General features: G+C 39.3%; 20 protein-coding genes and 2 pseudogenes. 16 read left to right on the top strand and 6 right to left on the bottom strand.

Going from position 1 to position 20,873, the window contains the following annotated elements; all coding sequences use genetic code 11:
• The first annotated feature begins 7 nt into the window (after window positions 1-7).
• Window positions 8-1,024 (top strand): type I glyceraldehyde-3-phosphate dehydrogenase, encoded by a 1,017-nt coding sequence (gap, locus tag F0161_RS08970; RefSeq protein ID WP_137602719.1) that lies wholly within the window; start codon window positions 8-10, stop codon window positions 1,022-1,024.
• Between the two features lie 80 nt (window positions 1,025-1,104).
• Window positions 1,105-2,307 (top strand): phosphoglycerate kinase, encoded by a 1,203-nt coding sequence (locus F0161_RS08965; RefSeq protein ID WP_150204359.1) that lies wholly within the window; start codon window positions 1,105-1,107, stop codon window positions 2,305-2,307.
• Between the two features lie 52 nt (window positions 2,308-2,359).
• Here F0161_RS08965 and F0161_RS11850 read toward each other — a convergent pair whose 3' ends face one another.
• Window positions 2,360-2,695, bottom strand: coding sequence for a helix-turn-helix domain-containing protein (locus tag F0161_RS11850; RefSeq protein ID WP_150204358.1), 336 nt, complete (start codon window positions 2,693-2,695; stop codon window positions 2,360-2,362).
• A 72-nt stretch (window positions 2,696-2,767) separates the two neighbouring features.
• On the opposite strand from F0161_RS11850, the gene F0161_RS08955 reads away from it, so the two are divergent.
• The 4 genes and pseudogenes from F0161_RS08955 (at window position 2,768) to F0161_RS08940 (ending at window position 5,880) form a co-directional block, all read left to right on the top strand.
• A complete protein-coding gene (locus tag F0161_RS08955; protein WP_137602717.1) occupies window positions 2,768-2,977 on the top strand; it encodes a hypothetical protein in 210 nt (69 codons plus the stop codon).
• 190 nt (window positions 2,978-3,167) lie between these two features.
• Window positions 3,168-3,920 (top strand): triose-phosphate isomerase, encoded by a 753-nt coding sequence (tpiA, locus tag F0161_RS08950; protein ID WP_150204357.1) that lies wholly within the window; start codon window positions 3,168-3,170, stop codon window positions 3,918-3,920.
• 17 nt (window positions 3,921-3,937) lie between these two features.
• A pseudogene (locus F0161_RS08945) lies at window positions 3,938-4,676 on the top strand (SDR family oxidoreductase).
• A 16-nt stretch (window positions 4,677-4,692) separates the two neighbouring features.
• Window positions 4,693-5,880: pseudogene (locus F0161_RS08940) on the top strand (iron-containing alcohol dehydrogenase).
• 170 nt (window positions 5,881-6,050) lie between these two features.
• On the opposite strand, the gene F0161_RS08935 reads toward F0161_RS08940, so the two are convergent.
• Window positions 6,051-6,902, bottom strand: coding sequence for an IS30 family transposase (locus F0161_RS08935; protein ID WP_150204356.1), 852 nt, complete (start codon window positions 6,900-6,902; stop codon window positions 6,051-6,053).
• A gap of 161 nt (window positions 6,903-7,063) precedes the next feature.
• The gene (locus tag F0161_RS08930; protein ID WP_150204355.1) at window positions 7,064-7,492 is read right to left on the bottom strand and encodes a LysE/ArgO family amino acid transporter; all 429 of its coding nucleotides are present in this window, start codon (window positions 7,490-7,492) and stop codon (window positions 7,064-7,066) included.
• Window positions 7,493-7,668: 176 nt separating this feature from the next.
• On the opposite strand from F0161_RS08930, the gene eno reads away from it, so the two are divergent.
• The 5 genes from eno to smpB all read left to right on the top strand — a co-directional run bounded on the left by eno (window position 7,669) and on the right by smpB (window position 13,162).
• Window positions 7,669-8,991: a phosphopyruvate hydratase gene (eno, locus tag F0161_RS08925; protein ID WP_137602162.1), complete on the top strand. Its 1,323-nt coding sequence runs from the start codon at window positions 7,669-7,671 to the stop codon at window positions 8,989-8,991.
• A 213-nt stretch (window positions 8,992-9,204) separates the two neighbouring features.
• Window positions 9,205-9,444 (top strand): preprotein translocase subunit SecG, encoded by a 240-nt coding sequence (gene secG / locus F0161_RS08920; RefSeq protein WP_137602163.1) that lies wholly within the window; start codon window positions 9,205-9,207, stop codon window positions 9,442-9,444.
• Window positions 9,445-9,503: 59 nt separating this feature from the next.
• Window positions 9,504-10,274, top strand: coding sequence for an alpha/beta hydrolase (locus F0161_RS08915; protein ID WP_137602164.1), 771 nt, complete (start codon window positions 9,504-9,506; stop codon window positions 10,272-10,274).
• Window positions 10,261-12,669, top strand: a complete 2,409-nt coding sequence (gene rnr / locus F0161_RS08910) for a ribonuclease R (protein WP_150204354.1) — start codon at window positions 10,261-10,263, stop codon at window positions 12,667-12,669. The genes F0161_RS08915 and rnr overlap by 14 nt, the downstream gene beginning before the upstream one ends.
• 22 nt (window positions 12,670-12,691) lie before the next feature.
• Window positions 12,692-13,162 carry an SsrA-binding protein SmpB gene (smpB, locus tag F0161_RS08905; RefSeq protein ID WP_137602166.1) on the top strand — a complete coding sequence of 157 codons (471 nt, stop codon included), beginning with the start codon at window positions 12,692-12,694 and terminating at the stop codon, window positions 13,160-13,162.
• Between the two features lie 38 nt (window positions 13,163-13,200).
• Here the strand turns inward: smpB and F0161_RS08900 are convergent, their stop codons facing one another.
• The gene (locus F0161_RS08900) at window positions 13,201-13,782 is read right to left on the bottom strand and encodes an LURP-one-related/scramblase family protein (RefSeq protein ID WP_174795644.1); all 582 of its coding nucleotides are present in this window, start codon (window positions 13,780-13,782) and stop codon (window positions 13,201-13,203) included.
• A gap of 103 nt (window positions 13,783-13,885) precedes the next feature.
• Between F0161_RS08900 and F0161_RS08895 the strand changes: the two genes are divergently transcribed.
• From F0161_RS08895 to F0161_RS08880, 4 genes are all read left to right on the top strand, one after another.
• Window positions 13,886-14,575, top strand: coding sequence for a uracil-DNA glycosylase (locus F0161_RS08895; RefSeq protein WP_150204353.1), 690 nt, complete (start codon window positions 13,886-13,888; stop codon window positions 14,573-14,575).
• A 33-nt stretch (window positions 14,576-14,608) separates the two neighbouring features.
• Window positions 14,609-15,580: a phosphate acetyltransferase gene (gene pta / locus F0161_RS08890; RefSeq protein WP_150204352.1), complete on the top strand. Its 972-nt coding sequence runs from the start codon at window positions 14,609-14,611 to the stop codon at window positions 15,578-15,580.
• A gap of 62 nt (window positions 15,581-15,642) precedes the next feature.
• Window positions 15,643-16,104 carry a tRNA (adenosine(37)-N6)-threonylcarbamoyltransferase complex ATPase subunit type 1 TsaE gene (gene tsaE / locus F0161_RS08885; RefSeq protein ID WP_150204351.1) on the top strand — a complete coding sequence of 154 codons (462 nt, stop codon included), beginning with the start codon at window positions 15,643-15,645 and terminating at the stop codon, window positions 16,102-16,104.
• The gene (locus tag F0161_RS08880) at window positions 16,094-16,591 is read left to right on the top strand and encodes a GNAT family N-acetyltransferase (RefSeq protein ID WP_150204350.1); all 498 of its coding nucleotides are present in this window, start codon (window positions 16,094-16,096) and stop codon (window positions 16,589-16,591) included. The genes tsaE and F0161_RS08880 overlap by 11 nt, the downstream gene beginning before the upstream one ends.
• Window positions 16,592-16,631: 40 nt before the next feature.
• Here F0161_RS08880 and F0161_RS08875 read toward each other — a convergent pair whose 3' ends face one another.
• A complete protein-coding gene (locus F0161_RS08875) occupies window positions 16,632-17,168 on the bottom strand; it encodes a 3'-5' exonuclease (RefSeq protein WP_150204349.1) in 537 nt (178 codons plus the stop codon).
• 155 nt (window positions 17,169-17,323) lie between these two features.
• Window positions 17,324-17,941 (bottom strand): helix-turn-helix transcriptional regulator, encoded by a 618-nt coding sequence (locus F0161_RS08870; protein WP_150204677.1) that lies wholly within the window; start codon window positions 17,939-17,941, stop codon window positions 17,324-17,326.
• A gap of 174 nt (window positions 17,942-18,115) precedes the next feature.
• Here F0161_RS08870 and ppdK point away from each other — a divergent pair, with 174 nt between their 5' ends.
• The gene (gene ppdK / locus F0161_RS08865) at window positions 18,116-20,749 is read left to right on the top strand and encodes a pyruvate, phosphate dikinase (RefSeq protein ID WP_150204348.1); all 2,634 of its coding nucleotides are present in this window, start codon (window positions 18,116-18,118) and stop codon (window positions 20,747-20,749) included.
• Window positions 20,750-20,873: the final 124 nt, after the last annotated feature.

Here is a 20,873-nt window from a genome sequence, read left to right as displayed (position 1 = left end):
TTGCAGTATGACTGTAAAAATTGGTATTAATGGATTTGGCCGTATTGGCCGTCTTGCCTTCCGCCGTATTCACGAATTAGGCGCTATCTCAAATGACATTGAAGTGGTGGCAATCAATGATTTAACTACACCTTCAATGTTGGCATACTTACTTAAGTATGACTCAACTCACGGTGCCTTCCCTGGTGAAGTTAGTGCAACTGACAACGGAATCGTAGTTGACGGTAAAGAATACCCAGTTTACGCAGAACGTGACGCAGTAAACATTCCTTGGGTTAAGAATGACGGTGTTGACTTTGTCCTTGAATGTACTGGTTTCTATACATCAAAAGAAAAGTCACAAGCTCATATCACTGCCGGTGCAAAACGTGTCTTAATCTCAGCTCCTGCTGGTGATATCAAGACAGTTGTTCCTGGTGTTAACTTGGACATCCTTGATGGTTCAGATACTATCGTTTCAGCTGGTTCATGTACTACTAACTGTTTAGCACCAATGGCTTATTTCTTAAATAACTCATTTGGTATCGAAGTTGGTACTATGACTACTGTTCATGCATTTACTTCAACTCAAATGATCCTTGATGGACCTAAGGGTAGCAAGATGCGTAGTAACCGTACCGCAAGTACAAATACTATTCCTCATTCAACTGGTGCTGCAAAGGCTATTGGTCTTGTAATCCCAGAATTGAATGGTAAGTTAAAGGGACATGCACAACGTGTTAGCGTTGTTGATGGTTCATTGACTGAATTGGTTACAATCCTTGACAAAAAGGTTACTGAAGAAGACATTAACTCAGCTATGGAAAAAGCTACAGCAAACAATGAAGCATTTGGTTACACAAATGACGAAATCGTATCAAGCGATATCATTGGTAGCACATACGGTTCAGTTTTTGATCCTTCACAAACAGAAGTTACAACTGTCGGCGACAAACAAATCGTTAAGACAGTTGCATGGTATGATAACGAATACGGCTTTACTTGCAACATGGTTCGTACTCTTTTGAAATTTGCCACACTTTAAGATAAATAATCATTAATTGAAAAGTGGGAGGAGAATGTCTCCTCTCATTTTTTAATTTATATATAACTAGGAGGGTCAACATGGCTAAATTAACAGTCGAAGATCTAGATTTAGAAGGTAAAAAAGTTTTAATGCGCGTGGACTTTAATGTTCCAATTAAAGATGGCGTTATTGGTAATGATAACCGTATCGTTGCCGCTTTAAAGACTATTCAATATGTTACTGACAAGGGTGGACGTGCAATCTTGTTTTCACATCTTGGCCGTATCAAAAAAGAAGAAGACAAGCCAGCTCTTTCAATGCGTCCCGTCGCAGAACGTTTGTCAAACTTATTGAACAAACCAGTTACATTTGTACCAACTACCGAGGGTACACAACTTGAAGACGCAATTAACGGTCTTAATAACGGTGATGTTTTGGTAATGGAAAACACTCGTTATGAAGATGTTATTAATGGTGAATATGTTAAGCGCGAATCAGGTAATGATCCTGAATTAGGTAAGTATTGGGCTTCACTTGGCGATGTTTTCGTCAATGATGCATTCGGTACTGCTCACCGTGCTCATGCTTCAAACGTTGGAATTGCTTCAAATATGCCACAAGCTGCTGCTGGATTCTTGATGGAAAAAGAAATCAAGTTTATCGGTGAAGCAGTTGATAATCCTGTTCATCCATTCGTTGCTATTCTTGGTGGCGCAAAGGTTTCAGACAAGATTGGCGTAATCAACAACCTACTCAGCAAAGCTGACAAAGTCATTGTTGGTGGTGGAATGACCTATACATTCTATGCTGCTCAAGGCATGACAATTGGTAATTCACTTGTTGAAGTTGATAAAATTGATTTAGCTAAAGAAATCTTGGACAAAGCTGGCGACAAGCTTGTTTTACCAATCGATTCTGTTGTTGCTAAAGAATTCAATAATGATGCAGAACATAAAATCGTTGAAGGCAATATTCCAGACGGTTATATGGCACTTGATATCGGACCTAAGTCAGTTGACTTATTCAAAGATGTTCTTAAAGATGCTAAAACAGTTGTATGGAACGGACCAATGGGTGTGTTCGAAATGAGTAACTACGCTAAGGGAACTCTTGAAGTTGGAGAATTCTTAGGTACACTTACTGACGCAACCACAATTGTTGGTGGTGGTGATTCAACTGCCGCTGTTCAACAACTTGGTGTTGGCGATCGTTTAACTCATATTTCAACTGGTGGTGGTGCATCACTAGAATACCTTGAAGGTAAAACTCTTCCAGGAATTGCATCAATTTCAGACAAATAAGTTCGAAAATAAAAAAGTTCTAAACCCACACTATTGGGGTTTAGAACTTTTTTTATTTAACCGTCGGAAAGGATGATGTGAATTCGGTTAGGTTAATCTCTAGAAAACTAGCGATTGCGAATAGCTTATCCGACGAAATAACGTTGCCACGTTCTACACGAGAAATTGTCATTGCGCTGACAGAAATTCCGTATACGCGGAATAATTCTGCGGAAAGTTCATGTGTTGAAAGGTGGCGGAGTTTCCGTTTATTCTGTATTGTGGTTCCTAATAATACATTTACTGCTCTTGTATCAAAAATTGTGTGCGCCTCCCTAATGCCAACTAACAGTATGTTAATTTTATACCGTTTATCATCATAAAAGCTACTATTTTTATTTAAAAACATATTGTTTTCTCTAAAGTATCGAGTTATTATAACTTATATGATACATTGCATAAGAAAAGGGGATGTGTTTTCATGGCTTCTGACCGAATCGAAGGTCCAAAATTTAGGGTAGCTGGACATCTAAAAGAGAATAGCATTAAACAGCAATCCGTTGCCAATTTGATTGGGAAAAGTCTCGGAACTACTAACCGTAAGATTCGCGGAAAGTCAGGCTTTACTGTTGATGAGATTCAAATTTTACATGATAATTTAGAAATACCTATCGAGATCTTTTTCAATTAATCGTCGCATGTGTGATATGATGATAAAATTCGGAACAATAACGTTATATTAAAAAAGTTTTAATCAATTTTGCGATTTGGTTAAAACTTTTTGTAGTTTACAAACAAAAATGATTAATGAACTTTACTAGCCATTTGTCGACAAATTAAGTACTATTAGAGGGTAAAGACTTTGATACGGAGGTGTAGTTATGAGAACACCATTTATTGTTGGAAATTGGAAGATGAACAAAACTGCCGCGGAAGCAATCGAATTTGTGCATGCGGTCGCTGATGAACTGCCAGCTGCAACGAAAGTTGAAAGCGCTGTAGCGGTGTCGCCATTGTATGTACAGGCGATGGCCGAAGCCGCAAAGGGTAGTCCGTTAGAAATCATGGGTGAAAATATTTTTTATGAACAAGCTGGTGCTTATACTGGTGAGGTTAGTCCACAAGTACTAAAAGAAGTGGGCGCCAACTATGTTTTATTAGGACATTCTGAACGACGGATGTATTTCCACGAATCAGATGAAATTATTAATCGGAAAGTATTTGCAGCACTAAAGGCGGGGTTAAAGCCAATTATTTGTTGTGATGAAACGATGGGTCGACAAGCGGCCGGAGATAAAATTCATTGGGTAGTTAGTCAAATTTTGACTGACTTACGTGGCCTAACAGATGAACAAATGAAGTTAATTTCAATAGCGTATGAACCTAGCTGGGCAATAGGGACTGGTAAAAGTGCCACTGCAGAACAGGCTGAAGAAGGTTGCTATTTAATCCGGCAAACAGTGGCAGATATTTATAATGACGAAATTGCTAATGGAATTCGTGTTTTATATGGTGGGTCTGTCAATCCAAGCAATATTGCAGATTTGATGGATCGTCATGATATTGATGGTGTACTCGTTGGTAACGCTAGTTTAGATCCAGATTCGTTTTTGAAGTTAGTTAATTACAAATAGTGGAAGTGAAGATGTTTATGACAGATTTATCAAATAAAAAGATCTTAATTATTGGTGGGAGTTCAGGATTTGGTTTAAAAACTGCAGAATTAGCTTTAAAAGCCAACGCTGAAGTAATAACGCTGAAGTAATCATTATTGGTAGGGATGAACACCGGGTAGATCAATCTGTCACATCATTAAAATCAAATGCAAATCAAGTGGCTGGTGAAGTGTTAGACGCGACGAATTCTGAACAGTTAAACCGATTGTTAACTCACTATGGTCAATTTGACCATGTGATTTCAATGTTAGGTGGGGCAATGGGTGGTGGGTTTGTTACCGCTCCAATCGCTGAAATCAGACAAAAAATTGAGGACAAATTTTTCGCTAATTTAACCATTGCCAAGGCAATTTGGCCTCATATAAATAATCAAGGTAGTATGATTTTTACCAGTGGTGCCGGTGGACATCCAGCTGATGCTTCGGGAGCCATTGTTGGTAATCAAGCAATTGAAACAATGGTCGCTGGGTTGGCAGTTGAATTGGCGCCTAAAATTCGAGTCAATGCAGTCGCTCCCACCTGGACGCCGACTGGACTATGGCGGGATTTGCAGGGACAAGAGCTTAAAAGCAATCAAGCACAAATGGTTCAACAAATTCCGCTTCAACGTGTGTCCAAAGTTGAAGAAGTTGCGAAAGCTTTTCTTTCCTAATGGATAACGGCTTTGTGACAGGACAAACGATACATGTTGATGGGGGCATATCAGTAAATTAAGAGGGTTAATAATATGATGAATGATTTTACGTTTCAAAATACGACCGATATCAGATTTGGTCAGAATCACATTGATAACGAGCTCCACGATGCAGTAGCAAAATTCGGTAATCGAGTATTGTTAACTTACGGTGGAGGTTCTATCAAGAAATCTGGACTATATCAACGAGTTATCAAAGCTTTGGAAGGGCTGGAGGTCACAGAATTACCTGGGATAGCACCAAATCCTAAAATTGATTAAGTCCTTGAAGGCCAACGCTTAAGGCAAAAGCTGAATACTGATGTAATTTTGGCTGTTGGTGGGGGCTCTGTCATTGATGCTTCTAAAGTAATCGGTTCAGCTTATTTCTATCAAGGTGATCCTTGGGATTTAGTAGTGGATGCCAAAAAACGCAACTCTTTAGATCAATTACCGGTTGTTGATATTTTGACTATTGCCGCTACAGGGACTGAAATGAATAATGCAGCCGTGATTTCTAACCCAGATTTGAACAAAAAAATTGGAACTTTTGGTCCTAAGACGCCGGCCGTTTCATTTTTGGATCCGACTCAGACGTTTACAGTTTCTAAATATCAAACTGCTGCGGGCTCAATTGATATTTTTTCTCATCTGACGGAACAATATTTTGATCGAGCAATGACTGAACCAATGGACAATATGATCGAAGGGTTAATGCGTGCAGTCATTAAATATGCACCAATTGCAATCGCTGAACCTGAAAATTATGATGCGCGCGGTAGTTTAATGATTAGTGCAACGATGGCATTAAATGGCTTATTTAGATCTGGTCGCGAAAATAGTTGGACTTGTCATTCCATTGAACATGAATTGTCAGCTTTTTATGACATCACCCATGGCGTTGGTTTAGGAATTTTAACACCTTGTTGGATGAAAAAAGTTTTCGAAGATCCCTCAACGCATGCTAAAATGGCTAAAGCGGGTCGAAACGTGTGGAATATTCAAGGAGATTCTGATACTGAGGTTGCCTCGAAGACAATCCAAGCGGTTTATGATTGGGTTAAGAGTCTTGGGGTGCCAACCACGTTACCAGATGTCGGAATCAACAGTGCTGAGCATTTTGAAGAGATGGCTACCTCAGCGGTTAACCAAGCTAACTTATCTGAAAAAGCCTACGTTAAGTTAAGCCCGGACGACGTTGTGAAACTGTATCAAGCTTCAATGTCAACAAACGGATTTGAATAAAAATAAAGGATTATCGCAAAATGCGATAATCCTTTTTAAAAGAATAAAAAGTGTAAGACGTTCCAACCTAAGTAAAAGCCGTAGCCCATCACAATCAACCCGGAAATAACATTGATAGCGACTAAAACTTGATTTGGTAATTTGTCTTTTAATAAACTTCAAATGTCAAATTAAGTTAGAAATTTTAGCTGCTCATCAGTGATTTGATTTACGAATGCCTCAAGTGGTGTTTGATAATTGAGACTTTTTCTGGGAATATGGTTCCGTCGACTAGCAACTGCCTGGACAAATTCATCTGATAGCTGGTCCATGATGAGATCATGGTGCAACCCATCCTTACGAAGTAAGTTGTTGGTGTTTTCATTCAACCCACGTTGATTGGGTGCTCCTACAGCGGCAAAGTAAATATTTAAATCAAACTGGTTAGCAATCGTTCGCCAACCGGCGAACTCCTTACCATTATCAAACGTGATGGACTTAAACAAGTGGCGTGGCAGCTTCGTCAACCAGGCTGCTAAACTACGATTGACGTTTTGTGATGACTTGGTATGTGAATTCAAAACAATTGCGACCTTGGTCTGCCGTTCAACCAGTGTGGTTACGGCACCCTGATGGTTTTTGCCTTGAACCGTGTCGCCTTCTAAATGACCGAATTCTCGTTTAAAATTAGGATAGTCCTGATAACGGGTTTTTAAATCTCTGCCCAATTGCCCAGCTTTTCCTCGTCGTTCAACGTACCCATTAGGGTGACGCTGACCATGCATGGGTAAATCTTTGGCTTGGATATAAACCAGTTCATCAGGGGATAGTTGAATGGGCTTACGCCCACAATGTTGTTTGTGCCGTCGATAATGTTGTTGGTAATCAATAAGCGTACCGCCAGCGTCAAGAAAACGATAGATGCGATAAACGGTTTCAGCACTCCGGTGGAGTGCTGGTGCTACTCGGTAAGCCTTTTTATTGAGCTTCCAAAAGGAATAAATTGTAGTGAGTTCGTCTATGGTAAGATGAGTATAGGTCATTTGTGATCAGCCTTTCTTTTGATTTCAACACTCAAAAGTCTATCACAAATGGCTTTTTAAATTTCTAACTTAATTTTACAAACAGGGAAATTTAAAATTAAAGTGATACCAAAAAACCACAATGCCGTGGCACTCACGATGCCAAGCATGAACGGTAAAACTTATGCTTCAGTTAAAGTACTGCGGAAGGCACCTAACATCAAACTGGTATCTATTAATGCTTGTGGATTAGCCCAAGTGACAATCCACGACATGATAAATGCGCGCTTGGTAGTTAATTGGTTCTGGGCTAAATCAAATTTAAAACTGGCGGCGGATTTGATAATACCGTATCCAATCCAAATTACCATTAGGCCACCAACAGCCATCACAATAATTTTGAAGACTGGATGAGTACTGATAATGGCACCCATTCCTAAAAATGCGATGACGGTTAATGCAGTATCAGCAATCCAGATAAAACTGGCAAATAAAATACTTCGACTAAGTTTATTTGCAATGGCATTGTTAAAAACAAAAATATTTTGAACGCCAATTGAGCAAACTAAGGCAAGACTAATTAATAATCCTTTGAGATAGATAGGCCACATATTAAACGACTCCTTTTAAACATAGAGCACAATTTTAGCATATTTAATCGGTGTTACCAATCATTTTTGGATTTAGTAGTCACATTTATCGTCAAATGGCTTGTTTTTAATTGCACAAAATAATACAATTACAAATGTAAAGTTTTTAAAATTATACAATCAGAGGAGATACAATAATGTCATTAATTACAGATATTTATGCTCGTGAAGTCCTTGATTCACGTGGTAACCCAACTGTTGAAGTTGAATTATATACTGAAGCCGGTGGTGCAGGCCGTGGAATCGTTCCTTCAGGTGCCTCAACTGGTGAACATGAAGCCGTTGAAATGCGTGATGGCGACAAGAACCGTTACCAAGGTAAGGGTACAACTAAAGCCGTTGCTAACGTTAACGACATCATTGCTAAAGAAATCATTGGCTTTGAAGTAACTGACCAAGTTGCTATCGATAAGGCTATGATCAAGCTTGATGGTACACCTAACAAAGGTAAATTAGGTGCCAATGCTATTTTGGCCGTTTCAATTGCAGCTGCACGTGCAGCTGCTGACGAACTTGAACAACCATTGTACAACTACATTGGTGGATTCAACGCTCACGTTTTACCAACTCCTATGATGAATGTTATCAATGGTGGTGCTCATTCAGACAACAAGGTCGATTTCCAAGAATTTATGATCATGCCTGTTGGTGCTCCTTCAATCAAAGAAGCAATCCGTATGGGTTCAGAAACTTTCCACACATTGAAGAAATTGCTTGCCGCTGACGGTAAAGCTACTTCAGTTGGTGACGAAGGTGGATTTGCTCCTGACTTTGCCAATAACGAAGAACCTCTTCAATATTTGGTAAAGGCTATTACTGAAGCTGGTTACAAACCAGGTAAGGATATTGCAATCGCTATTGACGTTGCAGCATCTGAACTATGGAGTGACGAAGACAAGAAATACAAGCTTCGTTGGTCAACTGGTGAAGAATTCAACACTGAAGACTTCACTAAGTACCTTGAAGACCTTGTTACAAAATACCCAATTATTTCAATCGAAGATCCTATCGACGAAAACAACTGGGATGACTGGGCAACTATCACAAAAGAACTTGGCAAGAAAGTTCAACTTGTTGGTGATGATTTCTTCGTTACTAATACTGAATACCTTGCTAAGGGTATTAAGATGGGTGCATCAAACTCAATCCTTATCAAAGTTAACCAAATTGGTACTCTTACTGAAACAATGGAAGCTATCGAAATGGCTAAAGAAGCTGGATATACAGCAATTGTTTCTCACCGTTCAGGTGAAACAGAAGATACAACCATTGCTGACTTAGTTGTTGCTACTAATGCAGGACAAATCAAGACTGGTTCAATGAGCCGTACTGATCGTATTGCTAAGTACAACCAACTTATGCGTATTGAAGATCAACTTGAAGGTGTGTCAGAATACAAAGGTATTAACGCATTCTACAACTTGAGCGAACAAGCTCGTCAAGACGTAATCAACAAATAATTATTAATTACAATAAACTATATTTCTGGGTATGCTCAGAAATATAGTTTTTATTTACCTTATTTTATCTGCCAAATCCAGACTTGTGAGTACTTTGGATTGTTAAATTTCGTTAAACCTCAAAGACTATTCTGTAAAAAAAGTAGAATGGTGCGGCGATATATGCTATACTTCAGTAGTATTTGTATCGGGCAAAATTAGGAGGAATTTTCCTTGTATAACATTCTTTTAACAGCATTTTTGATAATTTGTGTATTATTGATTGCATGCGTAATGATGCAACCAGCTAAAACGAGTAATGATGCAATGTCAGCTTTAACAGGTGGTGCCGGTGATTTATTTTCACGTAAAAAGGCGCGCGGATTTGAAGCCGTCATGCAGGTAGCTACTACAATTATGGGTGCAATATTCTTCATTGTAGCCATTGCATTAGTTTATCTGTCATCACACTAAACAAAAAACCTCCTGTTAATTTACAGGAGGTTTTTTGATTTATGAAAGGAACTTAACTTATGGTACGAGAACCGGAACCATTTTTATTTGAACATGGACCAAACGCAGTAATTTTATTGCACGCCTATGCGGGTAGTAGCAATGATATGAGAATGATGGGTCGAGCCTTAGAAAAAGATGACTACACCGTCTATGCGCCCATCTTTACAGGTCATGCTACGAGTGACCCTCGAGATGTTTTGAGTAAGGGATCGACCAGTCAATGGCAAACCGATGCTCAAAATGCAGTGCAATTTATGTTAGATAAAGGCTACCAGTCAATTGCAATCTTTGGTCTCTCGATGGGTGGAATTTATACTACTAAAATGCTTGAGACTTATCCACAGTTAGTGGCGGGGGGAACTTTTGCTTCTCCAGTAGTGCGCGTTGGTGGTTCGAACGTACCGGTTGAATTTCCAAAAATGGCAGCAAGAAAATATGATAAAATGGGAACAGCTGCAGAAGAAAAAGCGCAAGGACTGCAGTGGATTAAAGATAACGTTAAGAATCAATTAGACGAGATTGAAACCTTTACAGAAAATGTCGCAGATAATTTAAATCAGATTAAAGTGCCATTCTTTATTGCTCAAGGCGGAGCAGATGAAATGATTGATCCTGAAAATGGAAATGCATTTAAGCAACGCCTAATCGAATTAAACAAAGAAGTAGAATTTCATTTCTATCCAGATGCGACTCACGTCCTTACCGTTAATTCGGCTCATCGGGAATTAGAAAGTGATGTCCGTAAATTTTTAGCAAAAATATTTGAGGTAGATAATGACAGAAAGTAATTTAAAAATAAAAATTAACCAACATTTGCATGACAACTCTGAACTAAGTTTTTCAGTTGAAAAGTTGGCTTCGCAAATAGATATGGCTGCAGCGGAACAATTTACGCCAATTGTTCAAGCCCTGGCCCAATTAGAACGTGACGGTGAAGTTGAAGTGACCGACAGTGGTGAGTTCAAAGCCGTTGTAAAACAAAATGCCTTAACTGGTGTTTTTCATGGTAATGATAAGGGCTTTGGATTTGTCGCATATGATCCGGACGAACCAGATATCTATGTTAATCCTGACCACACCATGCATGCTTTGAATGGTGATGAAGTCGAGGTTGAAATCATTCGTCCAGGTCGTCCCGATAAGTCTCAAGGACCTGAAGGAACCGTTAAAAAAATTGTAACTCATCACTATTCACAAGTGGTGGGTGAATTTAAGTCGAACAAAACTGCTAATTTTGTCGGTGAAGTCGTCTTAAAAGATAAGAAGATTGCAACCTTCAAGTTTATGGTTACTGATAAAGGCTTAGTTCCAACCGATGGAGAAATTGTCACTGCAGATGTGACAGAATATCCAACTAATGAAGCACCTAAAACCATGATTGGTGTAGCTAAACAAGTTATTGGTGCGAAAGACGAACCAGGAATTGATATCTTGGCTTCTGTTTATGCACATGATTTACCTCACGAATTTCCTGAAGATGTCATCGAACAGGCTAATGCGATTAGCGAAACAGTACTTGAAGAAGAAAAAGTTGGCCGCGAAGACATTACGGATCAACCACTGGTAACGATTGACAGCATCGAATCAAAGGATTTGGATGATGCAGTCGTGGCATGGAAAATGGATAATGGCAATTACCATTTAGGGGTTCATATTGCTGACGTGAGCCACTATGTTCAAGAAGGAACACCGCTTGACCGTGAAGCCTTTAATCGTGGCACATCGGTGTATCTGACTGACCGAGTAATTCCAATGTTACCTCGTCGTTTATCAAATGGAATTTGTTCATTGAACCCAGATGTTGAACGTCTATCGATGAGTTGTGAAATGGAAATTAATGCTGAGGGACAAGTTGTTAACCATCGAATCTTTACCAGTGTGATGAAGTCTCACGCGCGCATGACTTACAAAGCAGTCAATGCAATTTTGGAAGCTCATGATGAAAAAACTCGTGATGAATATAAAGAACTTGTGCCAATGTTTGAAGAAATGGGTGATTTACACCGCATTCTTTTGAAGAGCCGTAAACGCCGGGGTGCAATTGATTTTGATGCGCCAGAAGCTAAAATCATTGTTGATGAAAATGGCCATCCAACTGACATTGAATTGCGTGAACGTGGTTTGTCAGAACGTATGATTGAATCATTTATGTTGGCGGCCAACGAAACCGTTGCTGAACACTTTAAAAAACTCCAAGTACCATTCTTATATCGTGTCCATGAAACGCCAGATGGTGAACGAGTAAATAATTTCTTTGAATTCCTTAGTGTCTTTGGAATTAACGTTAAGGGTGATCCAAATAACTTGAAACCTAAGATGTTACAAAATGTCTTGAAGGATGTTGCGGACACACCTGAAGCACAAATGGTTCAAGTGATGATGCTTCGAAGTATGAAACAGGCGCGTTATTCAGAGGACTCATTAGGTCACTTTGGATTAGGCGCAGAATTTTACACTCACTTTACTTCACCAATCCGTCGCTACCCAGATACGACGGTACATCGCTTAATTAAGTGGTACGAAAAACATGGTACTGACGCCGCGGCTAAAGAAAAATATCGTGATCAGTTACCTGAAATTGCAGAGCATACATCTGTCACAGAACGTCGTGGAATTGACACGGAACGTGAAGTAGATAGCATGAAGAAAGCTGAATTTATGGAAGACCACATCGGTGAAACTTTTGACGCTGTGGTTAGTTCCGTTATGAAGTTTGGACTCTTTATCTCCTTACCTAACACGGTTGAAGGTCTAATTCATATCAGTGTGATGAATGATGATTATTACGAATATGTTGAAAAACATTTAGCATTAGTTGGTCGTAAATTCCATCACATTTTCCAAATTGGTCAACCGGTCAAAGTGAAGCTGTTACGGGTGGATAAGGATCAACGTGAAATTGACTTTGAACTTGTAGACCCAGCAGAAGCACCATTGACTAAACTCCGCGTTCCACGTCAAGACGATCGTCGCGGGGGTCGCCGCGGTGGCCAAGGAAACCGTAACGGCAATAATCGTAATAGTAACAGCCGTAATGGCAACCATTCTAATGGTAACCGCAACAGCAATAGTAATAATAACAATGGACACCGTAGTAACAATACTTCTCGTAATAATGGCGAACAAAATAATCGTCAAATCAATCGAGGACAAGCACGAAAGTCACCAAGAGATTCACACTAGATTACAAGTGAGGTGATTCAAATTGGCCAAAAAGAAGCAACAAAACGATGATAATTTAGTTGCCCAAAATAAGAAAGCCCGTCATGACTATTCAATCTCTGATACTTATGAGGCTGGAGTGGTTTTAACGGGAACTGAGATTAAATCAGTCCGTGCCAAACGTGTTCAGCTCAAGGATGGTTATGCTCAGATTCGAGGTAATGAAGCATGGTTGATGAATGTGCATATCAGTCCATATGATCAAGGCAACCAATTCAATCATGATCCATTACGTAACCGAAAATTGCTTTTGCATAAAAAAGAAATTCGTAAATTGACTGGTGAGTTAACCAATCAAGGTATCACATTAGTTCCCTTAAAGATGTATATCAAAAAAGGGTATGCAAAAGTATTATTAGGCATTGCTAAGGGTAAACATGAGTATGATAAACGTGAAACTATTAAGAAACGCGATCAAAACCGTCAAATTGAACGAGTGATGAAACATTATTGATGTCAATTGAAACGGTAAAATTAAAGAGTGATAACCCATTACGGATTATCACTCTTTTTGATACGTTTAATTTTCATTGGATGATTGAAAAAAGCTTCTGAATTTCTAAATCTAGGACTTGGAACTGGTGGGACTGTCATAATTCTAAAATTATCGCGTCGTGCCCAGTGGTCTAAAACAGACGCAACGGCAATTGACAAGGCTTCATATTCTTCACTGCAGACCGTTAGTTGGTTAAACTGTAAATTATTGTCATCTTCTGGATGAAACGAGAAAATCAATTGCGATCCATGATAAACACGATAGCTTTCTCGAAGGGTATTACCAACAATAATCCAATTTAAGCCTCGAATATAAATTACTTCTCGGAAAAAGCCAAATGATTTACTGATTGTACCAACTTGTTCTGAGCCTTTGAAAATTGCAAATTTGGGTAGCATTCCGAGGGTGAGCTGTTTAATTTCAGATAACAGTTCGCCTTGCATGGAATAAACGGAAATAACATCTTTTTGGATGCCCCATTTTCCAATCACTAAATACAGGGATTCGCCATTTTCGTCTTTGACGACACTGGCCCCACGCAAATCAGAAGAATGTTGGCGAATAAATAAGTCACGCAATGCTGACACCTCGCTTTGATTGGATTTGTTTATATTCTACCACGCTTTGTTCGCGATATCATTTTCGGGGCTATTATGCTAGAATTGTCATGAGGTGCTGTATATGCAACCATTTATTACCAATGATTGGTGGTCGGTTTTGGAGCCGGAGTTTCATAAAGAATATTTTCAAACCTTAAGTCAGTTTATCAGCGATGAGTATCACACAAAAAATATCCATCCTGATCAAGATAAAATTTTTGAAGCATTTGAATGGACTTCGTTTAATCAAACCAAGGTGGTGATATTGGGTCAAGACCCGTATCACGAAAATTTTCAGGCGCATGGGTTAAGCTTTTCAGTTTTACCAGGCGTGAAGATACCACCATCATTACGCAATATTTACAAAGAATTGAAAGATGATTTATGCTTTACACCAGTTAATCATGGTTATTTGAAACACTGGGCTGACCAAGGAGTATTGTTATTGAACTCTGTTCTGACAGTACAAGATGGAGTGGCGTTTTCTCACCAAGGGAAAGGTTGGGAGACGTTAACAGATGCCGCGATTATGGCATTGTCAGCTCGAAATACACCCGTGATTTTCGTTTTATGGGGTAAAGCAGCGCAAGCAAAGGTGAAGCTGATTGATACTACCAAAAATATGGTGATTGAATCAGCACATCCTAGTCCGCTTTCGGCATATCGTGGATTCTTTGGGTCACGACCATTTTCTAAAGTTAATGCAGACCTTCGGCAATTAGGAGAAAAAGAAATTGATTGGCAGCTTCCAGAATCTGTGGAAGAAAAATAATTGTTTCATAATAAATTAGATGGAGTGATAGATATGGATTTATTTACAGGCTTAGCATCAAAAGTTAAGGGTCAAAACAAACGAGTTGTATTTCCTGAAGGTGAAGATGAACGTGTCTTAGGAGCTGCTTCTCGCCTTAAAAAAGATGGGTTAGTAGAGCCAGTTTTATTGGGTAATACCGCTAAAATTAACGAAGTATCTGCTCAAAATAAATTTGATTTAACCGGAATCGAAATTATCGATCCAGCTACGTATGATGACAAACAAGCCATGATTGACAGTTTAGTTGAACGCCGTAAGGGTAAAACAACTCCTGAACAAGCTGCGCAAATGATTGGTGATGTGAGCTATTTTGGAACGATGTTGGTTTACATGAACAAAGTTGACGCCATGGTTTCTGGTGCTGTTCATGCGACTGGTGACACTGTTCGTCCCGCCTTACAAATTATTAAGACGAAGCCAGGCAATTCTCGTATCAGTGGTGCCTTTATTATGGAAAAAGGTGACGAACGTTATGTCTTTGCCGATTGTGCTATCAATATTGAATTGGGTGCACAAGAAATGGCCGAAGTTGCCTTGCAAAGTGCTGAAACGGCTCAATTATTTGATATTGACCCAAAGGTTGCCTTGCTTAGCTTTTCAACTAAGGGTTCCGCAAAAGCAGATGTTGTGACCAAAGTGGCAGAAGCAACTGAAATTGCACAAGGTCTGGCACCTAATTTGCCAATTGATGGGGAACTTCAATTTGATGCTGCCTTTGTTCCAAGTGTCGGCGAACGTAAGGCACCAGGTTCAAAAGTTGCTGGACATGCGAATGTTTTTGTCTTCCCAGACTTGCAATCAGGTAATATTGGCTACAAAATAGCCCAACGTTTTGGTGGCTTTGAAGCCATTGGACCTATTCTTCAAGGATTGAATGCACCGATTTCTGATTTATCACGGGGTGCCAGTGAAGAAGACATTTATAAAGTAGCATTGATTACAGCTGCTCAAGCATTAGATTAATAAACATTAAGCGAATCGATACTTAAAAATCGGTTCGCTTATTTAATGATTAAGGTGAAATAATGGAAATTACATTTACAAATAGTACACAAACAATGAATTTTGCCAAAAAATTAGCAGATTGTTTGGAACCAGGGGATGTTTTAGTTTTAAATGGAGACTTAGGTGCCGGCAAAACAACCTTTACCAAAGGTTTGGCGGAAGGACTTGGGATTGATGCGTTAATTAAAAGCCCTACGTTTACCATAATTCGTGAATATCAAGGTGGACGTTTGCCACTTTATCATATGGATGTATATCGCTTAGAAAACGGTGGTGGAGAAGAACTTGGGTTAGATGAATATTTCGATGGTCCTGGGGTTAGTGTGGTCGAATGGGCCCAGTTTGTTGAAGACGAACTACCTCACGATTATCTGTCTGTGAATTTTCGCCGCACTGATATTGAAACTGAACGCCGGGTTACTTTTGTACCACATGGATACCATTTTAAAAAGATTATTGAGGACCTAAATAATGGAAATTGAATTAAAAGCCGCAGAGCCTGACGATGCTGCCAAAGTTTTACAATTATTGAGATTACTGCAAGCTGAGTCATCGTTTTTTACGATTGAAAACTTTGATGCCCTCACGGTTAATCAAGAAGCTGATAATTTAGAGCAGATTGGCCAAACTGATGATAACTTAGTTTTACTAGCGCTAGACGCTGGTGAAATGATTGGAATCGCTACCGTGTCAAAATTGGATGGTAAACCGACGGGTGAGATTGGAATTGCAATTTTGAAGCGATACTATCATCAAGGCTTAGGGACTGCATTATTAGATGAATTAATTTATTGGGGTGATCACTTTAGTCCACTAAGACAATTTACCTTGTCAGTGATTGCTGATAATACACCTGCGGTTGGGCTCTATCGTAAAATGGGCTTTAAACCTAAACAAGTCGAAACGGTTAAAGATGGCCAAGGTACTGAACGAAAATCATTTATGATGACGTTAGATCTGGATCATTAATCAAAAAATCACCTCAATATTTTGGGGTGATTTTTGGGTCTTATTTAGCTGTTTTGACAAATGGTTTAATTGGCTGAATACCAAAGTGACTGGCTTGATAAAGCAAAATGTTAGCACAAGCTTGACTGTCATCCAGTGCGTTATGATGATGGTCTAAGGTGATATTTAGTTCATTACAAACTGTGTCAAGTTTATGGTTGTGAAAATCTGGGAAAAATTGTTTACTGGTTTTCACTGTATCTAAAGTTAAATATTTCGGCCGTTCAATTCCAAAATAATCTAAGCTACTCTTGATGACACTATTATCAAACGGTGCATTATGAGCAATTACTAATTTGTTTTCATCAAAGAAAGAATTGATATGGCCCCATATATCAGTAAAAGTTGGCGCATTCACGACATCAGCGGCGTGAATTCCATGGACTTGGATATTACGCCAGTGAAAATCAGTTGGCGGATTAATTAAGGAATAAAATTCATCCACAATTTTATTTTCGCGAACAACTGTCAAGGCCACAGAACAGGCACTATATCGTTTAGCATTAGCTGTTTCAAAATCAATGGCAACAAAGTTCATAGTTTTCCTCCTGATGTTTTTTAACATAGCAATTCTACGTTAAATCATGTAATAAAGCAATTGGGACAGATTATTTAATGGACATCTAAGTTAAACAGTATTCAGTCAAAGCGGACCGCGCCTTTCTTAAGCGTCGGTCCGCTTTTTATGCAATCCTAAATGTGTAAACCTTCTTCGATGAAATAACGCATGATGATGGTTTTAGTAATTTTACCAATCACTGTCACATTATCAGCAGCCACAATTGGTAGTGAATCAACTTCGTGAGTTGTTAATCGTTGGCCAGCTTGTAAAACGGTCGCATGTTCTGTAATGGTGATGACATTTGGCATGCGGGTCATAATTAAGGCAACTGGTGTTGTGCTTGTATTGACAGCGTTCATGGTAGCTCTTAATAAGTCTTTTCTCGATAAGAGACCAAGTAACCGTTTTTGCTGATCAACGACGTAAAGTGAACCCACATCATGCATGAAAAGTTGGGTAACGGCTTCATCAATAGTGGTTTTTTTGTTAATTAGGACTGGTTCAATCATTAATTTATCAATCGAAATTTTATATAAGTAATCAGTTAACAGTGGAGTAACCTCATGACCAACGTAAAAATAGCCAACTTTGGGACGCGCATCTAGTATCCCCGTCATTGTTAAAATCGCGAAATCATTACGTAAAGTAGCACGAGATAAATTCAGTTGTTTCGCAATTTTAGTGCCACTAATTGGTTGATTCTTTTGGACAATTTGAATAATTTGTTTTTGTCGAGCGGATAATTCCATCATAGCTCCTTCATTTACCTGATATTAATCCCTTTATTATAAAATAATGACGGCCTATTTGCAATTAAGTTCGTGCAATAGTGCGGTTTATTTAAATAAATAGGTCCTACTATTGACATTTATTGTGTCACACTATATGATGTTGGTGTTCAATAAAAAATTGGAGGCTACGACATGAAATATATTTACGCTTTTGCTGAAGATCAAACGTTAACGAATACAGAACTTGGTGGAAAAGGGGCTAATTTAGCGGAAATGACTCGCTTGGGTCTACCAGTACCAGCTGGATTTACGATTACGACGGCGGCATGTCGTCGTTATTTAAATGCAGACCAACCAGATGGTGAATTTTTAGAAGGCGAATTAATGAAAGCGCTTCAACGACTAGAAGCTAAAACTGATCGTCAATTTGGTAATCCAGATCAGCCATTATTAGTATCAGTTCGAAGTGGCGCGCCCATTTCAATGCCGGGGATGATGGATACAATTTTGAATTTAGGACTCAACGACCAAACCGTCGACGGATTGGCACGTAAGACCCATAACCCATGGTTTGCCTACGATTGCTACCGCCGATTAATTCAAATGTTTGGGGATGTTGTTTACGGCATCGAAAAATCTGTTTTTGAGGCAGAATTAACAGCCCTGAAACGTGAAAAACAAGTTGAGAATGATACTGATTTGTCACTTGCTGATTTGAAACAGTTGATTCAAAGATATCAAGCGCTTTATCAAAGTGCAGATAATGCACAATTTCCCCAATCAGTGACAGAACAGTTAAATTTGGCGGTCGAGGCAGTCTTTAAATCGTGGTTAAATTCACGTGCTAAAACTTATCGCCGTCTCCATGAAATTGATGCCACGATGGGAACAGCTGTGAATATTCAACAAATGGTCTTTGGTAACTATCAAGGCAAGAGTGGGACCGGGGTTGCGTTTACCCGGAATCCAGCCACAGGCGAGGCAGGTTTGTTTGGCGAATATCTATTAAATGCCCAAGGTGAAGATGTCGTAGCCGGAATTCGCACACCGGACCCAATTTCAACACTATCAGATCAATTACCAGCTATTTATGAACAATTCAAAGGCTTAGCAAACCAATTAGAGCTTCATTATAAAGATATGCAAGATATGGAATTTACCATTGAAGATGGGCAGTTATATGTATTACAAACTAGAAATGGTAAAAGAACGCCTCAAGCTGCCTTTAAAATTGCAGTTGATTTGGTTACGGAGGGACTGATTGACCGGCAAACAGCCATTTTACGCTTGAAACCAGCAATGATTGAAGGAGTGTTACATCCTGTATTTGATCCGAAAGCTTTGGAAGAAGCAACAATGCTAGTTAGTGGCTTACCCGCTAGTCCAGGAGCAGCTACAGGGACCATTTATTTTGATGCACAACAAGCTCAACGGGCAAATGAAGCTGGAGAAAGTGTCATCTTAGTTCGACAAGAAACATCTCCGGAAGATATTGATGGGATGGTTGTTAGTCAAGCGATTGTGACCAGTCGAGGTGGTATGACCTCTCACGCAGCTGTGGTGGCCCGTGGAATGGGATGTTGCTGTGTAGTTGGTTGTTCACAACTGAGTGTTGACGCAGAACGAAAACAGGCAAACTTTAATGGCCAGATTCTAAAAGAAGGGTCAACGATTTCTGTTGATGGTCATACGGGGCGGATTTACCAGGGAGCACTCAAACAACAAACCGGCAAACAACAAACGGCCTTGAATACGATTCTAGAATGGTGTGATGAAATTGCGCCGATTGATGTTTGGGCTAATGCAGAAACACCTAAGGAAGTAGCCACTGCCTTTGAATTTGGTGCGAAAGGTTTGGGGTTAGTGCGGACTGAGCACATGTTCTTTGGTCCTGAACGCTTATTCAAGATGCGCGAGATGATTTTAGCGGATGAATTAAGTGATCGCCAAGTAGCTTTAACAGCATTAAAAGAGTTACAATTGGCGGATTTTAAAGCTATCTTCGAATTGGCTCAAGAACGACCATGTACGATTCGGTTATTGGATCCACCATTGCATGAATTCTTGCCACACGAAGAAGCGGACCAAATTGCGTTGGCAAAAGATTTACAAATTAGTACCGACGAAATCAAACGTCGTATTGCAGCTAAGGTAGAAGTTAATCCAATGTTAGGCCATCGTGGTAGTCGATTAGCGGTAACTTATCCTGAAATTTATCAAATGCAAACTTTGGCAATTATGGAAAGTGCGTTGGCCGTTCAACTAAAACAAGGACACGCGATTACGCCTAAAATCATGTTGCCTCTGATTGGGACGTCTAATGAAATGGATCTTTTAAGACAACTATTGGTCGATACAATCGATGAATTTTTAGAAGAACAAGGACAAGAAATGGATTATCATATTGGTACAATGATTGAAGTGCCACGTGCTTGCTTAGTTGCAGACCAAATTGCGGTATCGGCAGATTTCTTCAGTTTCGGGACCAATGATTTAACTCAAATGGCGTTTGGTTTCTCACGTGATGATATTGGTCACTTTATTGGCGTCTACGAAGAACAACAAATTATCACTAAAGATCCATTCCAAACGATAGATCAAGATGGAGTTGGAGCCTTAATGCAAATTGCAATTGAAAGGGGTCGACGAACCAAACCTGAATTATCAATTGGAGTTTGTGGTGAAGTTGGTGGTGATCCAGACTCAATTGCCTTTTGTCAGTCATTAGGCGTTGACTATGTTTCATGCTCACCTTATCGGGTACCAAGTGCTCGATTGGCGGCTGGACAGGTGGCAGTACAAGATGTCCAAACTGTGATGCAATAGAGCCTATTTGAGACAAAAAACATACTACTTTTAGTATGTTTTTTAATTGCGATTAACAATTCTAAACGAATACCCAGAAACCGGCATTTCATGATACAATTAAAAGTAACAAAATTATTAATGA

The sequence above is a fragment of the Paucilactobacillus nenjiangensis genome (assembly GCF_008632615.1).
Taxonomy (GTDB): domain Bacteria; phylum Bacillota; class Bacilli; order Lactobacillales; family Lactobacillaceae; genus Paucilactobacillus; species Paucilactobacillus nenjiangensis.
The sequence above is the reverse complement of the archived record's forward strand: the minus strand, read 5'-3'. Positions and strand labels throughout refer to the sequence as shown.

What these genes read in the sequence shown, in the direction of transcription:
- gap (WP_137602719.1), top strand. Translation starts at nt 8, where the DNA reads ATGACTGTAAAAATTGGTATTAATGGATTTGGCCGTATTGGCCGTCTT.
- F0161_RS08965 (WP_150204359.1), top strand. Translation starts at nt 1,105, where the DNA reads ATGGCTAAATTAACAGTCGAAGATCTAGATTTAGAAGGTAAAAAAGTT.
- F0161_RS11850 (WP_150204358.1), bottom strand. Translation starts at nt 2,695, where the DNA reads ATGTTTTTAAATAAAAATAGTAGCTTTTATGATGATAAACGGTATAAA.
- F0161_RS08955 (WP_137602717.1), top strand. Translation starts at nt 2,768, where the DNA reads ATGGCTTCTGACCGAATCGAAGGTCCAAAATTTAGGGTAGCTGGACAT.
- tpiA (WP_150204357.1), top strand. Translation starts at nt 3,168, where the DNA reads ATGAGAACACCATTTATTGTTGGAAATTGGAAGATGAACAAAACTGCC.
- F0161_RS08935 (WP_150204356.1), bottom strand. Translation starts at nt 6,902, where the DNA reads ATGACCTATACTCATCTTACCATAGACGAACTCACTACAATTTATTCC.
- F0161_RS08930 (WP_150204355.1), bottom strand. Translation starts at nt 7,492, where the DNA reads ATGTGGCCTATCTATCTCAAAGGATTATTAATTAGTCTTGCCTTAGTT.
- eno (WP_137602162.1), top strand. Translation starts at nt 7,669, where the DNA reads ATGTCATTAATTACAGATATTTATGCTCGTGAAGTCCTTGATTCACGT.
- F0161_RS08915 (WP_137602164.1), top strand. Translation starts at nt 9,504, where the DNA reads ATGGTACGAGAACCGGAACCATTTTTATTTGAACATGGACCAAACGCA.
- rnr (WP_150204354.1), top strand. Translation starts at nt 10,261, where the DNA reads ATGACAGAAAGTAATTTAAAAATAAAAATTAACCAACATTTGCATGAC.
- F0161_RS08895 (WP_150204353.1), top strand. Translation starts at nt 13,886, where the DNA reads ATGCAACCATTTATTACCAATGATTGGTGGTCGGTTTTGGAGCCGGAG.
- pta (WP_150204352.1), top strand. Translation starts at nt 14,609, where the DNA reads ATGGATTTATTTACAGGCTTAGCATCAAAAGTTAAGGGTCAAAACAAA.
- tsaE (WP_150204351.1), top strand. Translation starts at nt 15,643, where the DNA reads ATGGAAATTACATTTACAAATAGTACACAAACAATGAATTTTGCCAAA.
- F0161_RS08880 (WP_150204350.1), top strand. Translation starts at nt 16,094, where the DNA reads ATGGAAATTGAATTAAAAGCCGCAGAGCCTGACGATGCTGCCAAAGTT.
- F0161_RS08875 (WP_150204349.1), bottom strand. Translation starts at nt 17,168, where the DNA reads ATGAACTTTGTTGCCATTGATTTTGAAACAGCTAATGCTAAACGATAT.
- F0161_RS08870 (WP_150204677.1), bottom strand. Translation starts at nt 17,941, where the DNA reads ATGGAATTATCCGCTCGACAAAAACAAATTATTCAAATTGTCCAAAAG.
- ppdK (WP_150204348.1), top strand. Translation starts at nt 18,116, where the DNA reads ATGAAATATATTTACGCTTTTGCTGAAGATCAAACGTTAACGAATACA.